General features: G+C 71.2%; 12 protein-coding genes. 5 read left to right on the top strand and 7 right to left on the bottom strand.

Annotated elements, in window-relative coordinates; translation table 11 throughout:
• Positions 1-11 precede the first annotated feature (11 nt).
• Together ACIQTP_RS14595 and ACIQTP_RS14590 are read left to right on the top strand one after the other, a co-directional pair.
• The gene (locus ACIQTP_RS14595; protein WP_403399791.1) at positions 12-2,834 is read left to right on the top strand and encodes an AAA family ATPase; all 2,823 of its coding nucleotides are present in this window, start codon (positions 12-14) and stop codon (positions 2,832-2,834) included.
• A 275-nt stretch (positions 2,835-3,109) separates the two neighbouring features.
• Positions 3,110-3,901 (top strand): S1 family peptidase, encoded by a 792-nt coding sequence (locus ACIQTP_RS14590; protein ID WP_403399789.1) that lies wholly within the window; start codon positions 3,110-3,112, stop codon positions 3,899-3,901.
• Between the two features lie 106 nt (positions 3,902-4,007).
• Here ACIQTP_RS14590 and dmpI read toward each other — a convergent pair whose 3' ends face one another.
• Together dmpI and ACIQTP_RS14580 are read right to left on the bottom strand one after the other, a co-directional pair.
• Positions 4,008-4,190: a 4-oxalocrotonate tautomerase DmpI gene (gene dmpI, locus ACIQTP_RS14585; protein WP_402037933.1), complete on the bottom strand. Its 183-nt coding sequence runs from the start codon at positions 4,188-4,190 to the stop codon at positions 4,008-4,010.
• A 104-nt stretch (positions 4,191-4,294) separates the two neighbouring features.
• A complete protein-coding gene (locus ACIQTP_RS14580; protein WP_403399787.1) occupies positions 4,295-5,161 on the bottom strand; it encodes a LysR substrate-binding domain-containing protein in 867 nt (288 codons plus the stop codon).
• Positions 5,162-5,213: 52 nt separating this feature from the next.
• Between ACIQTP_RS14580 and ACIQTP_RS14575 the strand changes: the two genes are divergently transcribed.
• A complete protein-coding gene (locus ACIQTP_RS14575) occupies positions 5,214-5,861 on the top strand; it encodes a LysE family translocator (protein ID WP_403399785.1) in 648 nt (215 codons plus the stop codon).
• A gap of 131 nt (positions 5,862-5,992) precedes the next feature.
• Here ACIQTP_RS14575 and ACIQTP_RS14570 read toward each other — a convergent pair whose 3' ends face one another.
• Positions 5,993-7,225 carry a winged helix DNA-binding domain-containing protein gene (locus ACIQTP_RS14570; RefSeq protein ID WP_403399782.1) on the bottom strand — a complete coding sequence of 411 codons (1,233 nt, stop codon included), beginning with the start codon at positions 7,223-7,225 and terminating at the stop codon, positions 5,993-5,995.
• Positions 7,226-7,392: 167 nt separating this feature from the next.
• On the opposite strand from ACIQTP_RS14570, the gene ACIQTP_RS14565 reads away from it, so the two are divergent.
• Complete coding sequence (locus tag ACIQTP_RS14565) at positions 7,393-8,553, top strand: CorA family divalent cation transporter (RefSeq protein WP_403399779.1); 1,161 nt, start codon at positions 7,393-7,395, stop codon at positions 8,551-8,553.
• A gap of 304 nt (positions 8,554-8,857) precedes the next feature.
• Here ACIQTP_RS14565 and ACIQTP_RS14560 read toward each other — a convergent pair whose 3' ends face one another.
• The 4 genes from ACIQTP_RS14560 to ACIQTP_RS14545 form a co-directional block, all read right to left on the bottom strand.
• Positions 8,858-9,844, bottom strand: a complete 987-nt coding sequence (locus ACIQTP_RS14560; protein WP_403399777.1) for an aldo/keto reductase — start codon at positions 9,842-9,844, stop codon at positions 8,858-8,860.
• Positions 9,841-10,674, bottom strand: a complete 834-nt coding sequence (locus tag ACIQTP_RS14555) for an amidohydrolase family protein (protein ID WP_403399775.1) — start codon at positions 10,672-10,674, stop codon at positions 9,841-9,843. The genes ACIQTP_RS14560 and ACIQTP_RS14555 overlap by 4 nt, the downstream gene beginning before the upstream one ends.
• Before the next feature lie 141 nt (positions 10,675-10,815).
• Positions 10,816-11,145, bottom strand: a complete 330-nt coding sequence (locus tag ACIQTP_RS14550; RefSeq protein WP_403399772.1) for an L-rhamnose mutarotase — start codon at positions 11,143-11,145, stop codon at positions 10,816-10,818.
• Positions 11,145-11,885, bottom strand: a complete 741-nt coding sequence (locus tag ACIQTP_RS14545) for an SDR family NAD(P)-dependent oxidoreductase (RefSeq protein WP_403399770.1) — start codon at positions 11,883-11,885, stop codon at positions 11,145-11,147. Before ACIQTP_RS14545 ends, ACIQTP_RS14550 begins: the two co-directional genes overlap by 1 nt.
• Before the next feature lie 313 nt (positions 11,886-12,198).
• Between ACIQTP_RS14545 and ACIQTP_RS14540 the strand changes: the two genes are divergently transcribed.
• Entirely contained in the window at positions 12,199-13,038 is an 840-nt protein-coding gene (locus tag ACIQTP_RS14540; RefSeq protein WP_403399768.1) for a FadR/GntR family transcriptional regulator, read from the top strand.
• Positions 13,039-13,087: the final 49 nt, after the last annotated feature.

The following is a 13,087-nucleotide window of genomic DNA, read 5'->3' as shown; positions in this document are numbered from 1 at the left end:
CGAGGGGAGCGGTGACCGTGCGAGGGGACTTCAAGGAGCCTGCGAGACCCCGCCCCGACCTGGTCATCGGCCGGGAGGAGCTCTTCGCGGGCGCGCGCGAGCAGCTCTCCGACGGAGGCAGCGTGCTGGTGCACGGCCCCGCGGGAATAGGAAAGTCCACCGTCCTGCGTGCGCTGGCCGCGGAATGCGCCGAATCGGCACACACCGTGTTGCGCTGCTCGGCGACCGAGTCCGAATCCCATCTGCCCTTCCTCGCCCTGGCCGACCTCCTCGGTCTGGTGGTGGACCAGGTCTCCGACCGGCTGCCCGCCCCGCAGCGCACCGCCCTCGAATCGGCCCTCACCGGCCGCGGAGAATCGACCCTGCAACGGGACGGCCTCGCCCTGCGCCTCGCGGTCCTCTCCGTGTTCCGCGCCCTGGCCGCCCAGGGCCCGGTCCTGATCGTCGCCGACGACCTCCAGTGGCTGGATCCGGCCAGCGCCGAACTGCTCGGCTTCGCCGCCCGCAGGCTCGGCGAGATGCCCGTACGGATGCTGTCCGCGGTGCGCACCGACACCGAGCCACGGGACCAACAGCACGACCGCCATCTACGCGCGTCCCCGCCGGACACCCTCGCCGTGCGGCTCAACCCGCTCTCCCGCGCGCAGGTCGCCGAACTCCTCGGCCACCGCGGCTACACCGGGCTGCCCCGCACGACCGTCCGCGACATCCACCGCACCAGCGGCGGCAACCCGCTCTTCGCGCTGGAACTCGGCCGCGCGCTCGCCGAGAATCCTGCCCGGCCGAGTCCCGGCGAACCGCTGCCCGTGCCGACCTCGTTGCGCGCGCTCGTCCTCAGCCGTCTGGAGATGCTCTCGGCCGAGGCCCGCCACACCCTGCTCGTCGCGAGTGCGGGCGCCCGCCCCACGCTGGCGCTGCTGCACGCCGCCGGGCGCCAGAACGCCGAGGCCGAGACCGCGCACGCCGCCTCGCTCGGGCTGCTGGCGACCGAGCGCGAGACACCGGCCATCCGGTTCGCGCATCCGATGATCTCGGCCGCCCTGTACGCGGAGGCGAGCGCCCAGGAACGCCGTGCCGCCCATGCCGCGCTCTCCACGGCCGCCTCCGACCCCATCGAACGGGCCCGGCACCTCGCCCTGGCCACCACCGGTACCGATCCGCAGGTCGCCGCCCGGCTCGGGGAGGCGGCGGCCGCGGCCAGGGACCGGGGCGCGCCCTCGGTCGCGGCCGGGCTCGGGCTGCTCGCGGCCCGGCACACTCCCCCGGAGACCGTTCCCGGCCCGGACGAGAGGCGGTTGCAGGCCGCCGAGGACGCGCTGACCGCCGGGGAGTCGGACCTCGCGCGGGACATCGCCCGCGACGCGCTCCGCCGGGTCACCGCGCCGGCGGAGCGCGTCCGCGCCTGGATGGTCGTCATCGACGCGGCGGGGCAGGCCATGGCCGAGGTCGACGCGGTCTTCCCGCAGGCCCTCGCCGATGCGGGCGATGACCCCCGGCTGCTCGCGCTCGTGCGCTACCAACTCGCCTGGCGGGCCCTGCTGGTGGAGGGCGAGATGGCCAAGGGCCGCGAGGAGGCCGCGATCGCCGCCCAGCTCGCCGCCCGCGCCGGGGACCGGCCCACCGAACTTCTCGCGCTCGGCTTCCAGGCCCAGATGGAGACCCTGATGGGCCATCCGGGCGCACCCGCCACCATCCAGCGGGCGATGCGCGAACCGCAGGACCCCCGGGTGGCGTGCGACCACAACGGCGCCGGCGCCGCCCGCTTCCGCTGGCTGATCATGGGCGACCAGCTCGCCGAGGCCCGTACCACGATCACCGCCCTGCTGCGCGAGGTGCGGCGGCGCGGGATGGTCGAGAGCGAGGTGCACTTCCTGCGCGGGCTCGCCGAGACCGAGCTGCGCTCCGGGCACTGCGGGCGGGCGCTCGACCTGGCCCGGGAGAGCCTGCGACTGGCCCGCGACACGGGGATCGGTGAGGCGGCCACCGCCATGTTCACCTCGCTCGCCGAGGCCGCGGGCGGCGACGTCGACCGGGCGCTGGCGCTGGCCCGGGAGGCCGTGGACCGCGCCGAGGAGGACGGCGACCTGGTCTACCTCTCGCGCGCCCTGGGAGCCCTCGGGCACGCCCAGCTGGTGGCCGGGGACTCACTCGCGGTGGTGCAGTCCCTGCGGCGGGTACGGGAGCTGGAGGAGCGGCTCGGGGTCACGGACCCGGCCCGGGGACGCTGGCACGGCGACCTCGCCGAGGCGCTGGTGCGGATCGGTGAGCCGGTCGAGGCGCAGGACGTCATCGACGCCACGCGGGCGCGGGCGCTGCGGCTCGGGCGGGAGAGCGTGCTCGCCGTGCTCGACCGGGCGGAGGCGCTGGTGCGGGCCGCGCGCGGTGAACAGGGGCCCGCGGTACGTCAGCTGACGGCCGCTCAGGACCGGCTGGGCAAACTGGGCTACGGCCTGGAGGAAGCCCGGGCGGCGTACGCCCTCGCCGGGCTGCGCACCCACCGGCCGGGGCCGACCTCGTACGACGAGGCGACGCGGCTGTTCCGCCGCTGCCGGGCGCTGCCGTGGCTGCGACAGGTGGAGTCCGCGACTGCGGCCGGTCCGGCGGCGGTCCCGGCCACGACGCCGCTCGCTCCCGCCGCGCTCGACAGCCTCGCCGCGACGGAGCGTCAGGTCGCGGCGCTGGTCATGGAGGGCGCCACCAACCGGGAGATAGCCGCGCGGCTGTTCATCAGCGTGAAGACCGTCGAGGCGACGCTGACGCGGGTGTACCGAAAGCTGGGGATCCGGTCGCGGGTGGACATCGTTCGGCTGGCTGCGGGGCGCCGGAGCGGGTGAATTCTCCTCGCCCCCGCCGCCCCCTGGCCGGTGGGGGTCGCGGGCAACCCCCACCGGCGCGCAGGCGAAGGTCCGGCGGCTAAACCCCGTCCCTCTCGAGCAAGGGTTTTCCCTCCCGCAACTCGCCTAGGGGGTTCCCCTCTTGGATGCGGAACGTTCCGCCTTCTAGCGTGAGCGTCGTGCCGCTCGCTCGGGCACACGGCGTCAGCCCACAGTCGCCGTGCGACACCCCCCACACCCGCGCGTCCCCCCACCGGCAACTTCTGAGGAGATCCATGTTCGGGCTCAACCGCGCCAAGAAGACCGCCGTCCTCTGTACGGCGACCGCTGCCGCCGCCGCGACCGCTCTCCTCGGCGCACCCGGCGCCGTCGCCGCCCCCCAGCCGATCGTCGGCGGCACGACGACGACCACCACCGCGTACCCGTTCATGATGCAGATCACGGACGCCTCGCAGAACCAGTTCTGCGGTGGCACCCTGGTCGCGGCCAACAAGGTCGTCACCGCCGCCCACTGCATGGTCGGCGAGACCACGAGCAGCGTCCGCGTCATCGGCGGCAGAACGTACCTCAACGGCACGAACGGCACCGTCAGCAAGGTCAGCAAGATCTGGATCAACCCCGACTACACCGACGCCACCAACGGCGACGACGTGGCCGTACTGACCCTGTCGACGTCGATGTCGTACACCACGGCGTCGTACGTGGCCTCCACGGACACCGGCGTCTACGCCACCGGCGCCACCGCCCGCATCATCGGCTGGGGCACCACCTCGGAGAGCGGCAGCTCCTCCAACCAGCTGCGCACCGCGACCGTCCCGATCGTGTCCAACTCCAGCTGCGCCGGCTCCTACGGCTCCGACTTCGTGGCCTCCGACATGGTCTGCGCCGGATACACCTCCGGCGGCGTCGACACCTGCCAGGGCGACAGCGGCGGCCCGCTGCTCATCGGCGGCGTCCTGGCCGGCATCACCTCCTGGGGCAACGGCTGCGCCGAGGCCGGCTACCCGGGCGTCTACACCCGCCTGACGACCTTCTCGAACCTGGTGAAGACGCAGATCAACTCGTAGTCACCCCCGAACTCCTGAGCACCCCTCAGGTGAAAGCCAGGGGGCGTTGCGAGCCTCCACGAGCGGCCCGCAACGCCCCCTATCCATTTCTCCCCCGTCTTTCCCCCTACTTGTCGGCGGTCAGCTTCCCCGCGGTACCCCAACTGTCCGCCGGCACCTCGTGGATCCAGACGTGCACGCTCTCGGCGGGGATCCTGTACGCGTCGACGAAGGCGTCGGTGACGCGCTTGACGAGGTCCCGCTTGAGCTCGACGTCGCGAGGACCCTGCTGGATGGTGACGATGGGCATGGCTGAACTCCCTCTCCTGGGGCGGCTCCGGCCGCCTTCCGGCTACGGGTTCAGTTCATCGCGCGGGCGCTCGTCGACCAAGAGGCGGACCGCGACCGCAGCGATCAGTTCTCGTGATCGCCGCAGGCCGCACGCAGGGCGCCCAGGTGGGGCGTCGGCGTCGCGCCCTGCACGGCGAGTCCCGTGGTGAGCGCGAGTCCTGGTGCCCGGAAGGGTACGAAGGCGACCCGGGGGCTGTGCAGGACGCGGGCGTGCGAGGCGTAGACGACCGTCCACAGCGGCCGGGTACCGATGCTGGCGAGGGTGTCCTGCAGGGAGCCGCTCACCGGTCCCGGCAGTGGTTCGAAGCCGGCGTCGTGACAGGCCCCGACGACCAGGTCGACCAGGGTGGGGTTGGTCCGGCGCGCGGTGATGCTCAACGGGAGTGCGGCCAGTTCGGCGAGGTCGATCTCGTCGCGGGCGGCCAAGGGGTGCCCGGCGGGCAGCGCGGCCACCAGCGGATCGGGCCACAGCGGCAACACGCGTACGCCCGGCAGGGGCTCCGCGCCCCGTACGAACGCGGCGTCGAGGCGACCGTCCACGACCCGCGCGAGCCGCTCCTGCGCGGGAAGCGAGACCAGCTCGACCTGGACCGCGGGCTGCCGCTCGGCGAAGCCCGCGAGCACCCGGTCCAGGTGAGCGCCGAGTCCGGTACTGGTGCCGAGGCGCAGCACCTCGGCCCCGGCGACCGCAGCGCGGGCGCGGTCCACGGCGGCGAGCACCGCCCGCGCCTCGGGCAGCAGCCGCTCCCCCGCCCCCGTCAGCCGTACGTGCCGGGGTGAACGGTCGAACAGCTCGGCGCCCAGTTCCCGTTCCAGCCGCCGTATCTGCTGGCTGACGGCCGACTGCACGATGTGCAGACGCTCCGCCGCCCGCCCGAAGTGCAGTTCCTCGGCGACCGTGACGAAGTAGGCGAGTTGCCGCAGTTCCATGTCCGGGACTGTAGGGCCCCTGTTTGAATGGCGGCCGTTGGGGGTGATGGACATGGTGTCCACGGACCGGTTCCTGGCCTTCTCGGCGATGTCGCTGCTGGTGATCGTGATTCCCGGGCCGAGTGTGCTGTTCGTGATCGGGCGGGCGCTCGCGCACGGCCGGCGCACGGCGGTGATGACGGCGCTGGGCAATGTCGTCGGCTCGTATCTGCTGGTGGCCGCGGTCGCCTTCGGGATCGGCTCACTGGTCGAGCGCTCGCTGACCGTCTTCCTGGTGGTGAAGCTGGCGGGTGCCGCGTATCTGGTTCTACTGGGGGTGCGGGCGTTCCGGCACCGCAAGGAGATGAAGGCCTCGGCGTTTCGGCAGGAGCCCGCGGCCGCGGCGCGCGGCGATCTGCGGACCGTCCTGGACGGCGCCCTCGTCGGCCTCACCAACCCCAAGGGGCTGGTCTTCTTCGCGGCCGTGCTGCCGCAGTTCGTGGACCACTCGGCGGGGCGGGTGCCCGGACAGATGCTGGTGCTCGGTCTTATCCCGATCTCCATCGGTCTGGTCACCGACACCCTGTGGGGGCTGACGGCGTCCGCGGCCCGCTCCTGGTTCGCCGGCTCGGACCGTCGGCTGTCGCTGATCGGGGGCGCCGGTGGCTGCACCCTGATCGGGCTCGGGGTGACGGTGGCGGTGACGGGTCGCGCGGACTGAGCACCCGTTCGGGCGTACGGACGTACGGGCGCTACGTGACTCCAGTGACGTGCGCGGCTCGGGTGACGTACATGACATCAAGTGATGTACGTGGCTCGGGTGATGTACGTGGCTCGGGTGATGTACGTGGCTTACGCGGCCACGGTCCCGAAGCGGATGTCGTACGACGCCGATGTGCCGGACAGCGTCCGGAGCAACCCCTCGGCCTCCGCCACCACCTCCTCCCGCTGGACCTTCGTGAGCCGGCCGAAGGGTTCGATGGTGAGCACGTCCCCCTCCTGTCGCCACAGGCCCCCCAGGAATCCGTCGACGAGCAGCGTGCGGTACGCCTGATTGGCCGCCCAGGTGCGCCCTTTGAGACGGGCGGGCACCACCCGGGAGCGGTCGGAGTGCGAGAGGAGCAGGTTGTCGAACTCGGGCAGGAAACGGGGCGGGGCCGGGGTGTCGGCGTCGGGGCGGGGCGCGTCGGGGAGGTCGAAGAGTTCGACGCCGTTCTCGTCACGGAAGGTCAGCAACCGCGGGCGGAGGCGTTCGAAGGCCTCGCGCAGCCGGGTCAGCCCCGCCCAGGTCTGCATGTCCTTGACGGAAGCGGGCCCGAACGCGGCGAGGTAGCGCAGGACGGCCGCGTCGGGGCCCGGGGACGGCTCGGCGGGACGGCCCAGCCAGTGTTCGGCGGTGGTCAGCGCGACCTGGCCGCTGCGGCCCCACAGACCGCGCGGGGTGATTTGGACGAGCGGCAGCCGGCAGCGGGCGGCGACCGAGAGCGCGAAGGGGTCGGCGTCCGGCCAGTGCACGAGCAGTTCCTCGCGCAACTGTTTCATCGTGCGCGGCTCGGCCTCCACCAGCTCCCGGGCGATCACGGAGAGCCGGTCCAGGTCGACACCCGTGAGCCCCTTGCGGAAGTTGTTCAGCTCCCGGTCGCGGGCCCCCTGCACGAGCGGTCGCAGGGTGAGGGCGTCGTCGGCGGTGTGGGTGTGGATGGTGGAGCGCAGGGTCACGATGCGGACGACGGCACGGCCTTCCATGGCCGTCGACAGCTCCTCGGGCCGGAACCCTTCCAGTCGGGCGGCGAGGGCGTAGTACGGCGGCTTCACGTTCTGCGCCTGAAGACCCACGAGGTGCCGGACGGCGTCCGTGGCACCACGACCGGCGGACCGGCGCAGGAGGAGCTGGCGGGCGAGGGTCGCGCGGTTGAGGGCGCGGGGGTCGAGCACGGGTGCGGGGTGGGCGCCGACGCCGCGCGCCCTGTTCCCGCCACCGGCCGACTTCCCGCTCCCGCTTCCGTCTTTCCCGTTCCCGTTCCCGTTCCCGTTCCCGTCTTTCCCGTTCCCGTTCCCGTCCACGCCGCTGGTCTTCGTCGTCATGCCGTGCACGCTAACGGGGCTTGCGGACACCTTCTGTCCGCAAGCCGTGGGGCTCTCCACGGGAACGTCCGCCCGGACAGTACGCCCCCTACCCGCCCGTGACATTTGACCCGTATATCCTTCTCCGTGATCACAGCGACGTACCTGCGACATGGGAGGCAGCCGCAATGTCCGAGCGACGCCCCCGTCCGACCGCCAAGAACGGCAAAAAGCCCGTCTGGCGACGCGCCCTGAACCCACCGGCCGCGACCGGCGCGACACCCCCCGCGCCGCGCGCCGACCCGCCGGAGCCGGAACCCGCCGCCGCCGACAGCGTCGTACAGGCGGCCCTGTACCGCGACGGCGTACGGGTCTCGACCCCCGCCTCCCTCGCCGACACCTTCCGAGAGCTGCGCGACCAGCCGTCCGGTATGGCGTGGATCGGCCTGGCCCGCCCCACGGAGGCCGAACTCCTCTCCCTGGCGGCCGAGTTCGACCTGCATCCGCTCGCCGTCGAGGACGCGATGGAGGCACACCAGCGTCCGAAACTCGAGCGCTACGGAGACACACTCTTCGTCGTCCTGAGCGCGGCCCGCTATCTGGACGCGGCCGAGGAGGTCTACTTCGGCGAGCTGCACGTCTTCGTGGGCCCCGACTTCGTGATCACCGTCCGGCACGGCGCGGCCCCGGACCTGTCCGCGGTGCGCCGCCGTATGGAGGACTCCCCGGAGTTGCTGAAACTCGGCCCCGAGGCCGTCCTCTACGCGATCCTCGACTCCGTGGTCGACGGCTACGTCCCCGTCGTCTCCGGCGTCCAGAACGACATCGACGAGATCGAGACCGAGGTCTTCCGCGGCGACCCCGAGGTGTCCCGCCGCATCTACGAACTCTCCCGCGAAATGGTCGAGTTCCAGCGTGCCACCCGCCCGCTGGTCGGCATGCTGCACGGCCTGATGGCGGGTTTCGCCAAGTACGGCACCGAAGAGGAACTCCAGCGCTACCTCCGCGACGTCGCCGACCACGTCACCCACACCAGCGAACGCGTCGACGGCTTCCGCCAGGCCCTCACCGACATCCTCACCGTCAACGCCACCCTCGTCACCCAGCAGCAGAACGCCGAGATGCGCGCGTTGGCGGAGGCGGGCTTCGAACAGAACGAGGAGATCAAGAAGATCTCGTCCTGGGCGGCCATCCTGTTCGCCCCGACCCTCGTCGGCACGATCTACGGCATGAACTTCGACCGCATGCCGGAGTTGCACTGGGTGCTCGGATACCCCTTCGCGATCATCCTGATGGCGGTTGTCTGCACCAGTTTGTACGTCATCTTCAAGCGGAAGGACTGGCTCTGAGTAGTCGGTGCGAGAGGCGCCGCCATGGCGACCGCGGCGGGTTGGCCGAGCAAGGCGTCGATGGCCCCGCGCTTCGCGGATGACCGAGGTGTACGTGGCGCCAAGCGCTTGTCGTCGATGGCGGTCTCGAAGATGTTGGAGGCGGACGCGTTCGCCATCGGTGCTGGCCTGGGCAGCCACTCCTTGGCGTCTTCGAGCGTGTCGAACGACTTGTCCCGGACCCCGGGGATACTGGCGTTCCAGTTCGCGTGGGAGCCAGCCTGTCTCGGCCCCGACGGAGAGAGGGGGTGTGCGTCAGCCGCTCTCACGAGGGCGGGTCTTCTGCCGCCCGTGTGGCTGCCGTGTCGAGGTCCAGCCATGCTTCCTCGGTCAGATCGGTGGCGGTCCAGCGGGCAGCGGACATGACCTCCTCAGGGGTACGGAAACCTGCGACCACGCAGGCCACGCAGGGGTCGCGCAGCGGAAACCGCAGGGCGGCGTGGGGAAGTGCGATGCCGTGTCGACCGGACACCCCGGCAAGGAGCCGAGCACGACGCAGTGCCGATTCCGAGGCGGGGCCGTAGTCGAAGGTGGCGTCACTCGCGGGGTGAGGACGGCTGAGCAGACCGGAGTTGAACGGGGCGGCGGCCACCACCGCGACCCCACGTTCGGCGCACGCGTCCAGCAAGGGGCGAGCGGTGCGGTCGAGAAGGGTCCACCGCCCGGCCACCATCACGGCGTCGACATCCGCCCCTGCGACGACGCGCAGCAGCGGGGCGACCGTGTTCATGCCGACACCGACGGCACCGATGACACCTTGGTCGCGCAGAGCCGTCAACGTGGGCAGGGCATGGTCGAGGGCGGCGTCCAGGTGATCGTCGGGATCATGGACGTAGACGATGTCCACATGGTCCAGTCGCAGGCGATTCAGGCTGCCTTCCAGACTTCGCAGTACGCCGTCCCGTGAGTAGTCGGGGCGGCGGACCAGCGTGTCGGGTACGGCGAAGCCGCCTGCCGTCAGGTCGGATCCGGTGGGTGCCGGATGGGGTTCCAGCAGTCTGCCGACCTTGGTGGAGATGGTGAACTCCGTCCGTGGACGGTGAGCGAGGGCATCGCCGAGCCGCCGTTCGGACAGTCCGAGGCCGTAGTGCGGGGCGGTGTCGTAGTAGCGCACCCCCATGTCCCAGGCGGCCTCGAGGGTGGCCTGTGCCTGGCGGTCGTCGATCGGGCTGTAGAGATTGCCGAGGGGGGCGGCACCGAATCCCAGCGTGCTGACACGGACGCTCGTACGACCGAGTGGGCGGCCCTTCACGAGGGGATTCCGTACCAGCGCGCGGCCGTTGTCCCGAAGACCGCTTCCCGTTCGTCGGCGCTGAGCTCCTCGGTGAGTGATTCCGCGACGGCCACGACCTCGTCGTACTCGGCGGCGAGCAGGCAGACCGGCCAGTCCGAACCGTACATGAGGCGGTCCGGTCCCATCGTCGCGAACAGTACGTCCGCGTAGGGGCGCAGAGCCGCAGCCGGGGCCCCGCCGGTCCGGGTGACCAGGCCGGACAGCTTCACCGTCACATTCGGGCACTCGGCCAGATCGGTCAGCAACGCGGTCCAGGAGACGAGGCCGTCCGGACTCACGACAGGATTGCCGGCGTGATCCAGCACGAACCGGACGTCGGGCAACTCGCGCACGGCCCGCACCGCTGAGGGCAGTTGGTCGGGGCGGACGAGAAGGTCGTAGACGAGGCCCGCTGCCGCGACCGAGGTGATGCCGCGGCGGACCTCGGGGCGCGCCGGCCACTGCGGGTCGGTCTCGTCCTGGATGCCGTGCCGGATACCGACGAGCGCGGATCCTCCGGGTTGCTCCCGCAGCTCCGCGAGGCGGTCGGCGATGCCGGGTTCGGTCAGGTCGGTCCAGCCCACGACCGCCCGCACCTGCGGGTCCGTACACGTCAGGGCCAGCAGTTCCGGTGTCTCCCCCGGCACGGCGAGGGTCTGTACGACGACGGTGGCGTCGATCGCGTTCCGCTCGAGCGCCGGCCTCAGTTCGGCGGCGGTGAAGGTCCGGCGCAGCGCGGGCACGTCGCTGGTCCACGGCTGATCGCGAACTGACAGATCCCACAGGTGGTGATGAGCATCGATACGCACGGTTCGGTCCTTGAGCGTCGAGAAGGACTGGCGAGGGAAAGGCGCACGCGCCCGCCGCGAGGAGCGCGGCGCGGGAGCGCCCTCCTCGCAGCGGCCGGCGCGCGAGGTGCGGCCCGCGGACGGCTCCGGCGTACGTGAGCTTCAGTCAAGGTGGAAGATCTCCTCCGCGGGGGCCCACCACTGTCCCTCGGCCGCGGTGTCCAGGGGCCGCTGGCACGGGTCCGTCAGCGCCCACCACTCGCGCGAGACCGGGTCGGCGGCGATCGCCGCGGTGTCAGCGGCGTAGTCGGTGCCCGTGTACTCGAGGTAGCTGAACAGCAGGCCGTCCCGCAGGAAAATGGAGTAGTTACCGATGTTGGCACGCTTGAGGGCTGCCAGGACCTCCGGCCAGACGGCGGAGTGGAGTGCGCGGTACTCCGCCTCCTTCTCCGGACGCAGCCGAATCACGGTGGCGAAGCGCTGTGCTTTCATCAGCCCTCCTTCCGCAGCCGCAGCCCGTCCATACCGCCGTCCACGGCCAGGGCGGTGCCCGTGGTGGACGCGGCTCCGGGCGAAGCCAGATAGGCGACCTCGTCGGCACTGACCAGACGGCCGTGCGGCTGCCGTGCGGCCAGCGCCGCGCGCTCCGCCGCCGGGTCGTCCGCCCGGTCGAGGAGCCGGTTGACCCACGGTGTGTCGGCGGTGCCGGGACTGACGGCGTTGACCCGGATTCTCTCGGGCAGCAGGTCGGCGGCCATCGCCCGGGTCAGGGAGAGCACCGCGCCCTTGCTCGCCGAGTACAGCGCCCGCTGCGGCAGGCCGGCTGCCGCAGCGATCGAGCTGATGTTGACGATCGCCGCGTGGGCCGATGCGCGCAGTGACGGCAGTGCGGCCCGGGTGACACGCACAAGCCCGAGGACGTTGATGTCCAGAACCCGGTACCACTCGTCGTCGGTGTTGTCCTCGATACCGCCCTGCGCACCGATCCCGGCACTGTTGACCAGGACGTCAAGACCGCCGAGGGCTGAGACGGCTCGCTCCACGGCTGTCACGACCGAGGGATCGTCGCCGATGTCGGCCCGGACGTGGACGGCGAAGCCCTCAGGCGCCGCTTCGGCCCGGTCGAGCACGGCGACGCGCGCTCCCTGCGCGGCGAGCAGCCGGGCGCTGGCCAGGCCGATGCCCGAGGCACCGCCGGTGACCAGGGCACTGAGTCCGTCGAACGTACCCATGTCAGGCCTGCCCGGATATCTGGCGCTGGAGGCCGCCGCCGATTCCCACTTCCACGATGTCTCCTTCGTACAGGTAGCGTTCATCGGTCAGCGCATGAGGAAGAGTCTGTTTCATCTGGCAGGCAGGACCCTAAGGATGGGATCCATTCTGCGCAACACCCCTACAGGCGTGCGTAGTTTCTTCCGCTTTGATGGGAGTTCCGCAGGACTTCCGCTTGAGGTCTGACTGATCTCTTCCCAACGCGCGGCCGCAGTGCCATATTGGCCACCATCAATGAATCAGATTAATCCGCAGCGTAAGAGGGGGTTCGCCTTGGGCGACTCAACACAGGTTCCTGGCAGCGCAGATGATGCGACGTCACGTCCCTACCGTCCGGGGTACGAACTGGTCGCGGAAGAACTGCTGAACTACATCGCCCAGGAGAACCTGCGGCCCGGCGACCGCCTCCCCACCGAACAGGGGCTGGCCCAGATCCTGGGAGCATCCCGCAACGTCACCCGGGAGGCCGTGAAGGTCCTGGCCGCCATCGGCCGGCTCACTGTGCGGCGAGGCGCAGGCATCTTCGTTGCCTCCTCGGTCGGCGGGCTACTGGACGAGGAACTCTCGCACTTCCGGCCGACCAGCATGGAAGACGTCCGCATGCTCCTGGACTACCGCAAGGTGATCGAGTCGGAGACAGCACGCCGTGCCGCCTCCCACGCCACCCCGATCGAGGTCCGGGCCATACGGGAAAGCGCGGAGAGCTCCCTGGCAGCGGCCACGATGAACGACGTGGACACCTTCGCCAAGGCTGATGCGGCCTTCCACGACGCGGTGGGCGCCGCCTCGCACAACGTGTTCCTGAGGTCGAGTGTCGCCGGTGTGAGGCGTTTGGCATCCCAGTCCGACGTACTGCTCTTCCACGGTGACGTGCCCGGATCGCTGGAAGTCGCCGCAGGTCAGCATGTGGCCATAGCGGAGGCGGTCGCCGCGGGGGCGGCCGATCTCGCCGAGCGGCTGATGGTGGAACACATCGCCACCACGCAGAGCCAGTTCGAGAAGAAGATCCGCGACCGGCTGTTCAGTCCCGGGGCGACGGCGACCGCCGAGGGGCCTTCGGGGAGCGGCGGCACCGGGACTCCGCCGCCGTCCGCGGAGGCACCAGCCTCGTAAAGCGGCCGACCCCGCATGTGCCACAGCACAGCGGTCGAGCCGCCCAACG

Source organism: Streptomyces sp. NPDC090798 (genome assembly GCF_044768965.1).
GTDB lineage: Bacteria > Actinomycetota > Actinomycetes > Streptomycetales > Streptomycetaceae > Streptomyces.
Note: the sequence above shows the minus strand (reverse complement) of the source record. Positions and strands in the feature narration are given on the sequence as shown.